Source organism: Polaromonas sp., assembly GCF_012927455.1.
Classification (GTDB): domain Bacteria; phylum Pseudomonadota; class Gammaproteobacteria; order Burkholderiales; family Burkholderiaceae_C; genus Polaromonas.
This window is the reverse complement of the sequence record NZ_JABBPE010000008.1, coordinates 282,683-297,408: the sequence shown is the minus strand read 5'-3', so window position 1 is coordinate 297,408 and position 14,726 is coordinate 282,683. Positions and strand designations below refer to the sequence as shown.

The window sequence follows — 14,726 nt, the reverse complement described above, 5'->3', positions numbered from 1 at the left end:
CTATTAGCTATAAAATTTATAGCAAGTCAGGTTGCTGTTTTCTTTACCACCGCATAGCGCTGCAGTGTTAGCGCGCGTGCTTGGTCATGCTGCACGATGGGCAGGGGGTAGTTTTTCCCGAGTTCCACCCCTGCGGCCTGCAGTTCCAGCGGTTTGGCGAGCCACGGGCTGTGCAAGGCTGCGCCGGGTAGTTTGGCCAGCACCGGCAGGTATTTGCGGATGAATTTGCCTTCCGCATCAAACTTTTCGCTTTGACTGACCGGATTGAAAATACGAAAGTAAGGCTGCGCATCGCAGCCGGTGCTGGCCGCCCACTGCCAGCCGCCGTTGTTCGATGACAAATCAAAATCATTGAGCTTCTCGGCGAAATAGCGTTCACCCCAGCGCCAGTCGATGCCGAGGTCTTTCACCAGAAAGCTGGCGCTGACCATGCGCAGCCGGTTGTGCATATAGCCCGTCTGGTTGATCTGCGCCATGGCTGCGTCCACCAGCGGGTAGCCGGTTTGGCCGTCGCACCAGGCTTTGAACAGCGTCTGGGCCTTGTCGCCCGCTTCCCAGGCAATCGCCTCGTATTCGGGCTTGAAGGCGCTGGTCGCCGCGTGCGGGAAGTTGCTCAGTATCTGGGCATAAAAATCGCGCCAGATCAGCTCGCTGAGCCAGGTGGCCGCGCCCTCGCTGCCGCACTTCTGCTGTTGCAGCGCCTTGGCCGCCAGCTTCCTGATGGAGATCGTGCCAAAACGCAGGTGCACGCCAAGGTAGCTGGGGCCTTTAACGGACGGAAAGTCACGCGTGTCTTTGTAGTGCGTCATGCGCGCCAGAAAATCGCCGAAAAGCGTCGCGCCACCGCGGCTGCCGCTGGGTATTTTCAGCGCCGACAAGTTGGTAGGCTCAAATCCAAGCGATGCCAAGGCCGGTATGGCCCGTGGCTCATCTGCCAGCCTGGCTGCCAGCGCCGCACCATGGCGCTCCACCGGGTAGGGCTTGAGGTAAAAATCGTCGATTTTCTTCAGCCACGCGTTTTTGTACGGGGTAAAGACGGTGTACGGCCTGCCAGCCAAGGTCAGCAACTCGGCGCGTTCGAAAATGACATGGTCCTTGAAGCTGTGCAAGGCCGTGCCCTGACGCTCCAGCCGGGCTTGCACCACCGCGTCTCTTGCCAGGGCTTGCGGTTCGTCGTCGTGGTTGAAAAAGACGGCGTTGACTGACAGCCGCGCAGCCAGCGCAGGCAGGCAATCGCTAGCCCGATCGTGCCGTACCAGCAGACTGGCCGGCGCTATGCCGTTTTCCAGGGCGAGCCGCTGCAGTTGCTCGTTGAGGTCCACCAGCGATTCGCGGATGAATTCCACGCGGCGGTCGGCACGCGGCAGGGGATCCAGAATCTCTGTGTCAAAGATGAACACACAGAACACCTGCCTGCAAACCTTGAGTGCGTGGTAGAGCGCCGCATTGTCATCCACCCGCAGGTCGCGCCGGAACCACATCAGGCCGATTTGGTAGTCTTTTTGCATGGGCTGATGGTAGCGAAGAAGGGCTGGCAAGGCTTTTTGAGCGCTTTCCGGTTGCCAATCTGTTGCAGAAAATCCAGCGTCAAACAGCTGCACCCGCCGGTCCAGTACGCGTAAAATCCGGCGATGCCCACCGTTTCCGCGACGATCAACCTGACGCACCACTTCCTTATCGCCATGCCGGGGCTGGCTGACGAAGCCTTTGCCAAAAGCGTGGTGTACATGTGCGAGCACAGCGAGCGCGGCGCATTGGGCCTGGTCATCAACAAGCCCAGCGACATCAATCTCAAGAAGCTTTTTGACAAGGTGGAGTTGCCACTTCGGCGCGACGACCTGGTGGAAGAACCGGTTTTTCAAGGCGGCCCGGTGCAGACCGAGCGCGGTTTTGTGCTGCATGAATCGATGATGCCCGGCGCCGAGGCGGTGTACGCCTCAACCATGACGATCCCCGGCGGACTGGAAATGACGACGTCCAAAGACGTGCTGGAAGCGCTGTCCACTGGCGCAGGCCCGCGCAAGATATTTGTTTCGCTCGGCTACTCTGCCTGGGGCGAGGGACAGCTGGAATCGGAAATATCAGACAACAGCTGGCTCACCGTGGCCGCCGATCTGGCGGTGATTTTCGACACGCCGGTGGAGCAGCGCTACGACAAGGCCCTGCTGCTGCTGGGCTTGCAGAGCTGGATGCTGTCTCCCGAGGCCGGTCACGCATGAGCCTGCTGGCCGTGCCGCAGCTGGCCGTCGGTCTTCAAACCTTTCTGGCTTTTGACTTTGGCCTCAAACGTACCGGCGTGGCCACCGGCAACATACTGACCCGCACCGCCACGCCGCAAGCGACGATTGCCGCACAAGGGGACGCGCGTTTCAAGCTGATCGAACAGCGCATCAAGGAATGGCAGCCCGATGCGCTGGTCGTCGGTATCCCGTTTCACCCCGATGGTGCGAGCCACGACAATACCGTGCGTGCGCAAAAATTTACTCGCCAGTTGCGTGGGCGTTTTGGACTGCAGGTGTTTGAGGTGGACGAGCGCTACAGCACCACCGAAGCCCTGGCTGGCGGCGCCAAAGACGCCGATGCCGCGTCTGCCTGCATCATCTTGCAGCAGTTTTTAAGGAGTCTTCCGTGAGCAGTTTGACATTGGATGCCGAGGCGCTCTACGGCGATTTGTTGCGCGGCATGCGCCTTCTATTGACCAGCTACGCCGAGCCGCCGCAGTTGGTCGGCGTAGCGTCTGGCGGCGCTTGGCTGGTGCAGCGCCTGCAAACAGACCTGGGCTTGACGCAGCCAGCGGGCACGCTGTCTTCGTCCATGCACCGCGACGATTTTTCTCAGCGCGGCCTAGCGTCAAGCGGGCAAACGCTGTTGCCTTTTGACGTGAATGGCGCGCACCTGATCGTGCTTGACGATGTGCTGTACACCGGGCGCACCATACGCGCGGTGCTCAATGAACTGTTTGACTACGGCCGGCCCGCCAGCGTCAAGCTGGTGGTGCTGGTGGACCGGGGCGGGCGCGAGTTGCCGGTGCAGCCCGATCTGGCCGTTGCGCGTGTCGCCTTGCCGGCCTCGCAGACGCTGGAGCTGGCGCGCGCCGAAGACGGCCAGTTCAGTTTTCGGGTTCAGGACCGCTAAGCTCAGCCCCGGGGCCTGCACCTGAATCAACAGAAAAAAAGAAGGAGAAAGCGTGCTGTACCGAAGAAATCCACAACTGAACGAAAACGGCGAACTGATTCATCTGCTGTCGATTGAAGGCTTACCCAAGGCCACGCTGACGCACATTCTGGATACCGCCGCCAATTTCGTCAGCGTGAGCAGCCGCGAGGTCAAGAAAGTCCCGCTGCTGCGCGGCAAAAGCGTTTTCAACCTGTTTTTTGAAAACTCGACGCGTACCCGCACCACCTTTGAAATTGCCGCCACGCGCCTGTCTGCCGACGTCATCAACCTGGACATTGCGCGTTCATCGGCCGCCAAGGGTGAGTCGCTGCTCGACACCATCGCCAACCTGAGCGCCATGGCCGCCGACCTGTTTGTGGTGCGCCACAGCGAATCCGGCGCGCCCTACTTGATCGCCCGGCATGTGGCACCGCATGTGCATGTGATCAATGCCGGCGACGGGCGCCACGCGCACCCGACGCAAGGCCTGCTCGACATGTACACCATCCGGCATTACAAAAAGGACTTCAGCAACCTGACGGTCGCCATCGTCGGTGACGTGCTGCATTCGCGGGTGGCCCGCTCCGACATCCACGCGCTCACCACGCTGGGTTGCGCCGAAGTGCGTGTCGTCGGCCCTAAAACTTTGGTGCCCTCAGACATGGCGGCCATGGGGGTGCGCGTCTGCAACACGCTCGAAGATGGCATCAAGGACGCCGACGTCATCATCACGCTCAGGCTGCAAAACGAGCGCATGTCGGGCGCGTTGCTGCCCAGTAGCCAGGAGTATTTCAAGAGTTTTGGCCTGACCAACGAAAAGCTGCAGCTGGCAAAGCCGGACGCCATCGTCATGCACCCCGGCCCTATCAACCGCGGGGTGGAAATCGATTCGGCGGTGGTGGATGGCGCGCAAAGCGTCATATTGCCGCAGGTCACTTTCGGCATCGCCGTGCGTATGGCAGTCATGAGCATTGTTGCCGGGAATGAAGCATGAGTGAGGCCCCCACGCTCCCCGCTTCGCGTGGTTCGCTGCCCCCCGAGGGGGCGCTGCGCCTGCGGCCCGGCAAAGCCGGTTCCGCGGCCCCTGCTTGCGAATGCGGGAGCGCCGCAGCGCGAAGTCCAACTCTCGCGCTTGTCGCATCCTGTATTTCACTGTGTCTTGAAAAGGCGGACCTTGCTTGGGGCGGCCCGGCGCGGCGGCCAATTTCCGGAAAAATCTAATGAAACTCCTCATCAAGAACGGCCGGGTGATAGATCCGGCAAGCGCTTATGACCAAGTCGGCGACGTCGCCATCGCTGCGGGCCGCATCGTCTCGCTGAACAATCGCGCTGCCGATTTTGTGCCCAACAAAACCATTGACGCCAGCGGCTGCATCGTGGCGCCCGGCCTGATCGATTTGTCGGCCCGGCTGCGCGAGCCCGGCTACGAACACGAAGGCATGCTGGAAAGCGAACTGGCTGCAGCGGTTGCCGGCGGCGTCACCAGCCTGGTCTGTCCGCCCGATACCGACCCGGTGCTGGATGAGCCCGGACTGGTCGAAATGCTCAAGTTCCGCGCCGAAAAGCTGCACCAGTCACGCGTCTTCCCGCTGGGCGCCTTGACGCGCGCCCTGCAAGGCGAGGCGCTGACTGAAATGGTCGAGTTGACCGAGGCCGGCTGCGTCGGTTTCAGCCAGGCCGAAGTGCCGCTGGCCAACACCCAGGTGTTGCTGCGCGCGCTGCAATACGCAGCAACTTTCGGCTACACCGTCTGGCTGCGCCCGCAGGAGATTCATCTTGGTAAAGGCGTCGCCGCCAGCGGCGCGCTGGCCACACGCCTGGGCTTGAGCGGCGTGCCGGTGGCCGCCGAAACGATTGCCTTGCACACGATTTTTGAACTGGTGCGCGCCACCGGTGCGCGCGTGCACCTGTGCCGCATCAGCAGTGCTGCCGGCGTGGCGCTGGTCGGCAAGGCCAAGGCCGAGGGGCTGGGCATCACCTGCGATGTCAGCATCAACAGCCTGCATTTGACCGATGTGGACATCGGCTACTTCGACAGCCGCATGCGTCTGGACCCGCCGCTGCGCCAGCAGCGCGACCGTGACGCGATTCGCCTGGGCCTGGCTGACGGAACGATTGACGCGCTGGTATCCGACCACTCGCCGGTCGCCGAAGACGCCAAAACCCTGCCGTTTGCCGAGGCCGAGCCGGGCGCTACCGGCCTGGAACTGCTGCTCGGCCTGGCCTGCAAGTGGGGCAGTGACCGCCCGGGCGGCCTGCTGCGCGCGCTTGCGGTGTTGACTAGCGAGCCGGCCCGTGTATTGGGCGATGCCCTGGGCACGCTGCAGGCCAGCGCCGGTCGCTTGGTCAGAGGCGGCATGGCCGATATCTGCGTGTTTGACCCAAATGCCACCTGGATGGTGGAGCCAGCCGCCTTGCGTAGCCAGGGCAGGAACACACCGTTTTCTGGCCACCAACTGGCGGCGCGCGTGCGCTGGACCGTGGTGGGTGGCCAGGTGGCTTACGAAGCCGCGCGCTGAGCGGGGGCTGACTTCATGAGAGTGTTCGGCGTTAGCTGGAAATTAATGCGCGCCACGCTGCACGCGGTGCGCGGCTTCTGGACCATCAAGACCGTTTTCCCCAAGCTTGAACAGGCCGCCCGGGAGGCTCGAGTTCACGCCTGGGCCGGAGAAATGTTGCGCATCGTAGGTATTGAGCTAGTGGTGAATGGCACGCCGCCGGCTGCCGGCCCCGTGCTGCTGGTGGCCAACCATATTTCGTGGCTGGATATTTTGGTGATCCACGCCTCACGCCATTGCCGATTTGTGTCCAAGTCCGATGTCAAAGACTGGCCTTTTGTCAGCACGCTGGCCCATGGAGCTGATACTTTGTATATCGAGCGCGCATCGCGGCGCGATGCGCATCGGGTGGTGTTGCAAATGGCCGTCCGCCTGCGCGCCGGTGACGTTCTGGCGGTGTTTCCTGAAGGCACGACCGGTGACGGCATCACGCTCAAACCTTTTCATGCCAACCTGATCCAGGCCGCCATCGAGGCCTCGGTGCCGGTGCAGCCGGTGGCCCTCAAGTTCATCGACAGAGCCAGCGGCGCCACCAGTTTTGCGCCTAGCTATGTGGACGACGAAACCTTGATCGGCTCGATTTCAAGAACCCTCACGGCGCGCGGCCTGAAAGCGGTGGTGACTTTTGGTGAGCCCCAGGAGTCGCAGGGCCAAACCAGGCGTGCATGGGCCCAGGCACTGCGCGAGGATATTGAGCGCTTGCGGCAGGTGTAGCCGGGCGCAAGCCGCCCGGAGCGCCACCGCACGCGCCGATTAGTGCGCGTCAGCCAGCGGCGCCGCAGCGGCCACTTCGCGCGGAAAGGTGACGACGTGATCGACCTCGGGGCGTATGCCTATCCATTCGCCCAGCGCATGGTCGTGGTGCGAAGGCACATGCGCCACCACCGTCTCGCCTGATGAAAGCCGCAGCGTATACAAAAATTCTGAACCGCGGAACGCCTTGCGAAGAATCTGCGCCTTCACCGGCGCATGGTCGTCATGCACGATATCGTCGGCGCGCAACAGCACATCGCACAAACCGCCCGGGTACGCGCTGGGCAGCGGACACTCTTGTAGATCCTCCAGATCGCCCAGCGACGTGTGCACCACGACCCCTTGCGAATGCTGCTGGATGCGCGCGTGGGTAAAGACACCGTGGCCGATGAAGTCGGCGACAAAGCGCGTGGCGGGCCGGTGGTACAGCGCATAGGCGTCATCCCACTGGTGCAAATGCCCCTCATGCATCACACCGATGCGGTCGCCGATGGCAAACGCTTCGAGCTGGTCGTGCGTGACAAACAGGGCCGTGGCCCCGGCAGCCTTGAGGATGGCGCGCACCTCGTGCGCCAGGCGCTCGCGCAAGTCCACGTCCAGATTGGAAAAGGGCTCGTCCAGCAGCAGCAAGCGTGGCTGCGGCGCCAGCGCGCGCGCCAGCGCCACGCGTTGCTGCTGCCCGCCAGACAGCTCGTGCGGAAAGCGCTTGTGTACATTGCCCAGGCCGACCAGCTCCAGCACTTCGTTGACGCGTTGCGCGCGCTGGGAGGGGGGCAGATGCGTGAGCCCGAACGCCACGTTCTGCGCCGAATTCAAATGCGGAAACAGCGCGTAGTCCTGAAACACCATGCCGATGCGGCGTGATTCGGCCGGCACCTGGACCGTTGAACTGCTGACGACTTGCTTGGCCAGGCTGATGCTGCCCGCCTGTGCGCGTTCCAGCCCAGCGACCGCACGCAGCAGCGTGGTTTTGCCGCAACCAGAGGGCCCGATCAGCACCCCGATTTCTCCGGCCGGCAGGCTAAAAGACACGCCCTCAACGGCCAGTTTCGAGCGGCCTGCATAGTGCACGGCGAGTTGGGAGACTTCCAAAAACATGGCTTTGATTGTAGATGCTTACAATTCTCATTTGCAGTGACTGACTGCACGCACCATGGCGCATGCGGGTTTGGGCACTGCCCGCAACTGCAACAAAGCCTTTTTCCGGATATTCATGCGCCGCCAACTTCTGCTCCGTTCTGTGCCTCGTTCCGTGTTTCGTTTCATGCCTGCTGCACTGCTGTTTTTGGCGGTCGGCCTGCTGACGCTGCCCGTGCTGGCCGTTGCCTTGTCCTGGCTGCAGTTCAACGGCGAGGCGCGCTCCATCTTGCTGCAAATGCTGCAAACCGTGCTGCCGGACTACATCGGGACCTCCCTGTTGCTGTGCGTTTGCGTGGCCTTGGGTGTGGGCACGGTGGGCATGGCAACGGCCAGCGCGGTCACGCTGTTTGATTTTCCGGGCCGGCGCGTATTTGAGTGGGCCTTGCTGCTGCCACTGGCCATGCCCGCCTATGTGATTGCCTACGCTTACACCGATTTCTTGCAGTTCGGCGGTCCGCTGCAAAGCTGGCTGCGCGCGGTATTGGGTCTGCGCGGCAGCTTGCTGCCCGAAGTGCGCAGCCTGGGCGGCGCGGTGCTGGTATTTACGGTGGCGCTTTACCCCTATGTGTATTTGCTGGCGCGCACGGCCTTGTCAGAACGCGCCGTGCACCTGATGGAGGCTGCGCGGCTGCTGGGCGCGCCGCTGTCGCGCCGCGTTCGTGAGGTGGCGCTGCCGCTGGCGCGTCCGGCGGTGGCGGCCGGCGTGGCGCTGGCCCTGATGGAAACACTGGCCGATTTTGGTGTGGCCAGCTATTTTGGCATCCAGACCTTTACTGCTGGCATTTACAAGGCCTGGCTGTCCATGGACAACCGCATTGCCGCGGCGCAACTGGCCACGGTGCTGCTAATCGTCGTCGCCGTGCTGCTGCGCATTGAGCACAGCGCGCAAAAGCGCATGCGTTTTGCCGGGGGCCGCGGCGCGCGCTCCGGGGCTTCGGATGCCGCGCCAGTTCAGCTGCAAGGCGGGCGGGCACTGGTCGCCTGGCTGGTATGCGCCCTGCCAATTGCATTCGGCTTCGTGTTGCCGGTGCTGTTCATGCTGCGTCCGCTGATTTTGGGCTGGGACAACCAGCTCTGGGATAAATTTCTCGGCTGGACGCTTAATAGTGTTTGGCTCGCCGGTCTGGCGGCCGTGCTGGCGACGGGCCTGGCCGTCAGCCTGGCTTTTGCGGTGCGGCGCCAGCCGCATGTGCTCACCCGTCTGGCCGTTCAGCTGGCCAGCCTGGGCTATGCCGTGCCGGGCGCCGTGATCGTGGTGGGCCTGCTGCTGCCCGTGGGCTGGCTGCAGGCTGCAGCGCCGCAGACCGGCGCGGGTTATTGGATCACCGGCACCGCGCTCGGCATTGTCTGGGCGTATTTGGTGCGCTTCAGCGCCGTCGCCCTGCAAACGATTCAAAGTGGCTACTCGCGTATCCCGGTCAGTTTCGATGACAGCGCACGCATGCTGGGCAGCACCGGCGCCGGTCTGCTGGCCCGCGTGCACTGGCCGCTGCTCAAGCGTTCAGTCGCAGTGGCCGGCCTGCTGGTGTTTGTCGACGTCATGAAGGAGCTGCCGGCCACACTGGTGCTGCGTCCCTTCAATAGCGACACCCTGGCCGTGGTCACCTACCAATTGGCGCGCGACGAACGACTCGGTGAAGCCGCTTTGCCCGCGCTGGCGCTGGTGCTGGTCGGCCTGCTGCCGGTGGCACTGCTAAGCCGCACCTTGCGGGCCAGGTAACGCAGCCGCTTCCCAGCCAGGTTCACGGTCCCTACCATCCAGTGCTCGGGCAAGCCTTATTCAATCGCGATTGCAGTGAGTTCGCACTTCTTGCGCGGGATAGTGGTGGTCAGCTCGAACAGGATTGCAGCGATGGCACGTGTCAGTTCGGCGCTGGCGGGCCGAACTGATTCGGATGTTGAGGATAGGCGCTTTTCCCTCACTACAGATAAATCAATAACTAGCCAAAAAAACCATGTTCTCTGCGAACGGCTCAGCTGCGGAAAATAGCCATCGTTCTACATGAAATGTAGGCAAGAGCCTACGGTCTTCAAATGTGCGGGACTACCGTTTTTGCAACGGATCAAAAGTAGTCTTTACGCACTCGCCACAAAACATTCGCTTGAATGAGAATGCGCAGGCCGCCAGCGTATTAAGCAACATCTTCAGGAGAGAACCATGAACCAAGATCGAATAGAAGGTAACTGGCTTCAGTTCAAAGGAAAAGTCAAAGAGCAGTGGGGCAAGTTGACCGATGACGACCTGGATGTGATTGCCGGCAAGCGCGACCTGCTGCTGGGCAAAATTCAGGAGCGTCACGGCATCAACAAGGACGAGGCTGAAAAGCAGGTCGACACATGGCGGGAACGCAACCCCACCAATTTCTTTGAGCGCTATTGATCTGGCGCAACTCGCCGGTATACCGCTTCTCCATAATTAATTAGATAACTCACCCAAGGACCTATCATGAAAACCAGATTGCTAATGCTGACCGTCGCTCTTTCTTGCTCTTTTGCGGGCAGTGCCATGGCATTGACCAAAGAGGAATACAAAACCCAGAAAGACCAGATCTCGGCAGACTACAAAGTCAACCGTGACAAATGCAGTGCCATGAAGGCCAATGCTAAAGACATCTGCGTGTCCGAAGCGAAGGGCGCAGACAAGGTCGCCAAGGCTGAACTGGAATCCCAATACAAGCCCACGCCAAAAAATACCGAGAAGGTCGTTTTCGCCAAAGCCGACGCTGCTTACGACACCGCGAAGGAAAAGTGCGATGACCAAACTGCTAACGCCAAGGATGTCTGCGTCAAGGACGCTAAGGCTGCTCGCGTCAAGGCCAGAGAAGATGCCAAGGTGACCAAGGCCTCCGCCGATACCAGCAAGGACAAGTCCGAGAAAATGAGCGATGTGAAAAAAGATGCCGGCGTTGAAAAGCGTGAAGCCGATTACAAAGCGGCCAATGAGCGTTGCGACAGTCTTGCAGGTCCCGCCAAGACCACCTGCCAGAACGATGCCAAAAGCAAATTTGGCATGAAGTAGTCAGAGCACGACGGATCGCCTGAAAGAGGGCGGTAACCGTCCATGCATTTCCTGGACAACCCGGCGCTGCAAATGCGAGCCGGGTTTTTTCTTGGTGGCGTTTGTATGAGACTGGTTCCCTTTTTTCGCGAGATGCGCGCCTTAAACCTGAGGAAGTCTTGCGGAGTTCTTTTCTATACAGCGAATACGGCTACAGCCCAATAGCTATAAGCGATAGTAGCTATTAAAATAATAGCATAGGGGATTGCGCGACTGGTCCAATGTACCTGGATTCAGCGCTCTGAAAAACCTCTTAATGGCGGCAGAGGCTTGCGTCAGAGTGGATTCATGGCTTTGCCACCTGCGCCGCCTGTCGAATCCCTGCCAGGGTGATTCGCCCCAGTACAGCGCCTCGGCTGTCCACAATGCCGGCCTCATCAACGCCGGCGTCCAGCATCACCGCCAAGGCATCGCGCAAAGGCGTGCCGGGCGGCAGACGTGGCGCCGCAGCGGTGGGATTTCCTGCCTCGACATAGGCGCCTGCCGTCAGCAGGGAAAGCCGCTTCAGCGAGCGGTCTTCCCCGACAAAGGCTTGCACAAACGCGTCGGCTGGACGGGCCAAAATGCGTTCAGGCGTATCGTATTGAATCAGCCTGCCGGCGAGCAGGATGGCGATGCGCGAACCCATGCGGATCGCTTCGTCGATGTCGTGCGTCACAAAAACAATGGTTTTGCCGAGTTCGCGCAGGATGCGCAAAAACTCGTCCTGCAGCAGCGTGCGCGTGATCGGGTCGATGGCGCCGAACGGCTCGTCCATCAGCATGACAGGCGGGTCCGCCGCCAGCGCCCGCGCCACGCCGACGCGCTGCTTCTGGCCGCCCGAGAGCTCACGTGGAAAACGCTCACGGAACTGCGCCGGCTCCATGTGAACCAGCGCCAGCAGTTCATCGACGCGCCTAGCAATGCGCGGCGCGTCCCAGCCGAGCATTTTCGGCACCGTGGCGATGTTCTCGCCAATCGTCATGTGGGGAAACAGCCCGACCTGCTGAATCACATAGCCGATGGAGCGGCGCAGTTCGACCGGGTCAATTCGCATCACGTCGCGTCCACCCACTTCGATGCGCCCAGAATCGGGCTCGACCATGCGGTTGATCAAGCGCATGGTGGTGGTCTTGCCGCAGCCCGAAGGGCCGATGAGCACGCAGATTTCGCCTGTAGCAACCGAGAGCGACAGTCCATCGACCGCCGGTTGGGCGCTGTTGGCGAAGGTTTTACTGAGGCGGTCGAGTGTGATCATGTTGAATTTAGCCCCCGGGGCGTCATGCGGCGCTGCAAGGCGCCAAAGAGAAAATCAGTGCCCAGCGCCAGCAGCGTGACGGGAATGGCGCCCACCAGCAGCTGGGGCGTGGCCATCATGGCGATGCCTGCAGTGATGAAGTCGCCCAGGCCACCGCCCCCTATAAACGCGGCCAGCACCGCGCCGGAAATGACCTGCACTGCGGCTGTGCGCAAGCCGGCAAAAATGACGGGCAAGGCCATCGGCAACTCGACCTGCCAAAAAAGGATGGATCGCGTCATGCCCATGCCGACTGCGGCATCGACCACATCGGCATCGACGCCACGCATCGCAACGATGGTGTGTGTGACGATGGGCGGCAGGGCGATCAGTGTCAAGGCGAACAGCGCCGGCGCAAAGCCGGTTCCGAGCAGCGGCATGACCAGTGCGAGCACGGCCAGCGATGGCAGGGTGCGCGCAACATTGGCCGCGTTCACTGCCGCCAGCGACAGGCGATTGCGCCTGGCCACGGCAATACCTGCCGGAATGCTGACGAGCGCAGCCAGCAGCAGCGCCGAGGCCGACAGCGCCATGTGAACGCCGAGGGCACGCCAAAACTGCGCGGGGTGCGCAAGCAGATAGTTCCAGGCGTCGGCAAGCATGGTTGTTCCCGAGCTCAGGCGGTGCGCCGGCTTTTGAGCTGGCGCTCCAGCAGCGCCAGCAGCAGATCGACGCTGACCGAGAGGATGCAGACGGTCAGGGCGCCGGTCCAGATTTTCGCCGGATGGTCGCTGGCAATGCCGTTGAAGATCAGCGTTCCCAGCCCGCCCGCGTTGACGTAGGCGGCGACCACCGTCACGCTGATGACGGTGACGGCGGCCACTCGCAGGCCGGCGACGATCAGCGGCAGCGCCAGCGGCAGCTCGATGCGCCGCATGATCTGTGCCGCGCTCATTCCCATGCCGCGCGCGGCGTCAATCACGTCGGCCGGAACTTCGCGGATGCCGGTCGCCACGCTGCGGATCAGGATCATCAGTGAAAACGCCACCATGGTGATGATCGCGTTGGTGCGCCCCAGCCCGACGACGGGAATCAGGAAGGCGAGAAACGCAAGCGTGGGGATGGTGTACAGAAAGCCTGAAACGGTCATGACCGCGCCGTACAGCCGCTCGCGCCGCGCGGCAACAACCCCGACCACCAGCGACAGCGCAAAGGCAATCGTCAGCGCGGTCAGCGAGATGGCAATGTGCTCCCACAAGGCATAGGCGACATCCGGCCAGTTGCGCAAAAACCATTTCATCGGCTGGTCACGCGGCTTGCAGGCCGAACAGACCTGCCGCGACGGCGCGCTCCACCCGGTCAATGTCCGGACCGAGCGGGCGGTCTTCGTCCAGCACAGGAACGATTTGGCGCAGCTGCCGGTAGGCCAGGCGCGCGCCTTCCCCCATGCCGGCCTCGTCAAGTTCACGCAGGTCCACCGCCTGCGCCGAGACCAGCAGTTCGATGGCAATCAGATAACGGATGCGCTCCACCTGTTCGCCGAGTTTTTCGGCAACGCCGAGCGCCATGCAGGCGTGGTCTTCCAGCCCTTCGGAAACCGGCAGATAGTCGAGCGAGCCGGGATTGGCGCGCAGCCGTATTTCGGCCCACAGCGCGGTCAGGGTTTTTTGCACCGTGGCAAAGCCCGAGTGGGTTGGGCCGTGCCGGGTCAGTTGCAGCGGCAGGCCAGTCAGATCCGGTGACATGAAGCGCTGGCAGCGCGCCACCGACAGGCTGGACGCCTGCGCCAGCGCAATCGCACAGGCGTCCAGAGCCAGGGCCAGCGCCGGCACGTGAAAATTGCCGTTGGACAGCATGACGCCGCCGTCTTCGTCGGCTTGGCCTTTCCCCTCGTGTGCCAGCACCAGCGGACTGTCGGCGGCGCTGTTGAGTTCGAGCTCGACCTGGGCTCTGGCAGCGCTGATCATGCCCTCCGCAGCGCCATGCACTTGTGCCACGACACGCATCGACACCGGGTCCTGCACGCGGCGCGCAGCGCCCGGCAGGAAAAGCGCGCTGCCCTGCAGCAGCGCACGTAGCCGCTGCGCTACCTCGACCTGGCCGGTGGCGGGTCTGGCTGCTACCGCGGCGGGATGAATCGGTGACAAATTGGCCCGAAAGCCTTCGTAACCCAATGCGATGGCGGCCAGCCAGGCATCGAGCGCAGCGTTCGCGTCGTGCAGCACCAGCGCGGCACGCGCTGTGGTGGCCGCGTTGGAACTGATCAGCGCAAGGCCATCCTTGACCCCCAACGTCACCGGTTTAAGCCCGGCACGTTCAAGCGCCGCACAGCCACTGAGCACTTCGCCGCCGAACTCGGCCTCTCCCTCGCCGAACAGCGGCAAGGCCAGGTGCGAGAGCTGCGGCAGGTCGGCCACGCCGATCGAGCCGAAGCGCGGCACCACCGGATGCACCCGATGATTGAGCAAGGCGATGCAGGCATCCAGCACCTGCGGCGACACGCCGGAGCGGCCGCGTGCCAGGCCGGCAATGCGGGCAAACTGCATGGCGCGAACCGAGGCCTGGTCATAGGCCGGCCCGACGGCCACTGCCCGCGCGCGCACCGCGCGGCGCTGGTAGTCTTGCAGATCACTGTCGGGCAGCAGCGCGCCGGTGTTGGCGCCCAGCGCGGAATTGAGGCCGTAAATCGGCTGGCCCGAGCTGGCAAGGCGCATCACGACCTGGCGCGCCGCGCAAACCTGCGCGCGCGCGGAATGCGCCAGCACGACGGACTCGCCAACGCGCGCTACCCGCACCAACTCGTCAATGCCGACCCACGCTGTACCCACTTCAATCGTCATGACGC

General features: G+C 62.4%; 15 protein-coding genes. 9 read left to right on the top strand and 6 right to left on the bottom strand.

Going from position 1 to position 14,726, the window contains the following annotated elements; translation table 11 throughout:
* Positions 1 to 26: 26 nt before the first annotated feature.
* Positions 27 to 1,508 carry a deoxyribodipyrimidine photo-lyase gene (locus tag HHJ18_RS09970; protein WP_296914641.1) on the bottom strand — a complete coding sequence of 494 codons (1,482 nt, stop codon included), beginning with the start codon at positions 1,506 to 1,508 and terminating at the stop codon, positions 27 to 29.
* 123 nt (positions 1,509 to 1,631) lie between these two features.
* On the opposite strand from HHJ18_RS09970, the gene HHJ18_RS09965 reads away from it, so the two are divergent.
* The 6 genes from HHJ18_RS09965 to HHJ18_RS09940 all read left to right on the top strand — a co-directional run bounded on the left by HHJ18_RS09965 (position 1,632) and on the right by HHJ18_RS09940 (position 6,428).
* The gene (locus HHJ18_RS09965; protein ID WP_296914639.1) at positions 1,632 to 2,219 is read left to right on the top strand and encodes a YqgE/AlgH family protein; all 588 of its coding nucleotides are present in this window, start codon (positions 1,632 to 1,634) and stop codon (positions 2,217 to 2,219) included.
* Complete coding sequence (gene ruvX, locus HHJ18_RS09960; protein ID WP_296914636.1) at positions 2,216 to 2,632, top strand: Holliday junction resolvase RuvX; 417 nt, start codon at positions 2,216 to 2,218, stop codon at positions 2,630 to 2,632. Before HHJ18_RS09965 ends, ruvX begins: the two co-directional genes overlap by 4 nt.
* Positions 2,629 to 3,135: a bifunctional pyr operon transcriptional regulator/uracil phosphoribosyltransferase PyrR gene (gene pyrR / locus HHJ18_RS09955; RefSeq protein WP_296914633.1), complete on the top strand. Its 507-nt coding sequence runs from the start codon at positions 2,629 to 2,631 to the stop codon at positions 3,133 to 3,135. Before ruvX ends, pyrR begins: the two co-directional genes overlap by 4 nt.
* Before the next feature lie 52 nt (positions 3,136 to 3,187).
* Complete coding sequence (locus HHJ18_RS09950; protein ID WP_296914631.1) at positions 3,188 to 4,150, top strand: aspartate carbamoyltransferase catalytic subunit; 963 nt, start codon at positions 3,188 to 3,190, stop codon at positions 4,148 to 4,150.
* A gap of 226 nt (positions 4,151 to 4,376) precedes the next feature.
* Positions 4,377 to 5,675 carry a dihydroorotase gene (locus HHJ18_RS09945; RefSeq protein ID WP_296914629.1) on the top strand — a complete coding sequence of 433 codons (1,299 nt, stop codon included), beginning with the start codon at positions 4,377 to 4,379 and terminating at the stop codon, positions 5,673 to 5,675.
* Between the two features lie 15 nt (positions 5,676 to 5,690).
* Complete coding sequence (locus HHJ18_RS09940) at positions 5,691 to 6,428, top strand: lysophospholipid acyltransferase family protein (RefSeq protein WP_296914626.1); 738 nt, start codon at positions 5,691 to 5,693, stop codon at positions 6,426 to 6,428.
* 39 nt (positions 6,429 to 6,467) lie between these two features.
* Here HHJ18_RS09940 and HHJ18_RS09935 read toward each other — a convergent pair whose 3' ends face one another.
* The gene (locus HHJ18_RS09935) at positions 6,468 to 7,565 is read right to left on the bottom strand and encodes an ABC transporter ATP-binding protein (protein ID WP_296914623.1); all 1,098 of its coding nucleotides are present in this window, start codon (positions 7,563 to 7,565) and stop codon (positions 6,468 to 6,470) included.
* Between the two features lie 166 nt (positions 7,566 to 7,731).
* Here HHJ18_RS09935 and HHJ18_RS09930 point away from each other — a divergent pair, with 166 nt between their 5' ends.
* The 3 genes from HHJ18_RS09930 (at position 7,732) to HHJ18_RS09920 (ending at position 10,626) form a co-directional block, all read left to right on the top strand.
* Positions 7,732 to 9,327, top strand: a complete 1,596-nt coding sequence (locus tag HHJ18_RS09930; protein ID WP_296914622.1) for an iron ABC transporter permease — start codon at positions 7,732 to 7,734, stop codon at positions 9,325 to 9,327.
* A 438-nt stretch (positions 9,328 to 9,765) separates the two neighbouring features.
* The gene (locus tag HHJ18_RS09925) at positions 9,766 to 9,987 is read left to right on the top strand and encodes a CsbD family protein (RefSeq protein ID WP_296914620.1); all 222 of its coding nucleotides are present in this window, start codon (positions 9,766 to 9,768) and stop codon (positions 9,985 to 9,987) included.
* 66 nt (positions 9,988 to 10,053) lie between these two features.
* Complete coding sequence (locus HHJ18_RS09920) at positions 10,054 to 10,626, top strand: hypothetical protein (RefSeq protein ID WP_296914619.1); 573 nt, start codon at positions 10,054 to 10,056, stop codon at positions 10,624 to 10,626.
* Positions 10,627 to 10,951: 325 nt separating this feature from the next.
* Here the strand turns inward: HHJ18_RS09920 and HHJ18_RS09915 are convergent, their stop codons facing one another.
* Genes HHJ18_RS09915 through HHJ18_RS09900 form a run of 4 tightly spaced genes read right to left on the bottom strand, consistent with a single transcriptional unit; the run spans position 10,952 to position 14,721 of the window.
* Positions 10,952 to 11,902, bottom strand: coding sequence for an ABC transporter ATP-binding protein (locus HHJ18_RS09915; protein WP_296914616.1), 951 nt, complete (start codon positions 11,900 to 11,902; stop codon positions 10,952 to 10,954).
* The gene (locus tag HHJ18_RS09910; RefSeq protein WP_296914613.1) at positions 11,899 to 12,543 is read right to left on the bottom strand and encodes an ABC transporter permease; all 645 of its coding nucleotides are present in this window, start codon (positions 12,541 to 12,543) and stop codon (positions 11,899 to 11,901) included. Before HHJ18_RS09910 ends, HHJ18_RS09915 begins: the two co-directional genes overlap by 4 nt.
* Positions 12,544 to 12,557: 14 nt before the next feature.
* Positions 12,558 to 13,181 (bottom strand): ABC transporter permease, encoded by a 624-nt coding sequence (locus HHJ18_RS09905; protein WP_296914610.1) that lies wholly within the window; start codon positions 13,179 to 13,181, stop codon positions 12,558 to 12,560.
* A 7-nt stretch (positions 13,182 to 13,188) separates the two neighbouring features.
* Positions 13,189 to 14,721, bottom strand: coding sequence for an aromatic amino acid ammonia-lyase (locus HHJ18_RS09900; RefSeq protein ID WP_296914607.1), 1,533 nt, complete (start codon positions 14,719 to 14,721; stop codon positions 13,189 to 13,191).
* Positions 14,722 to 14,726 lie beyond the last annotated feature (5 nt).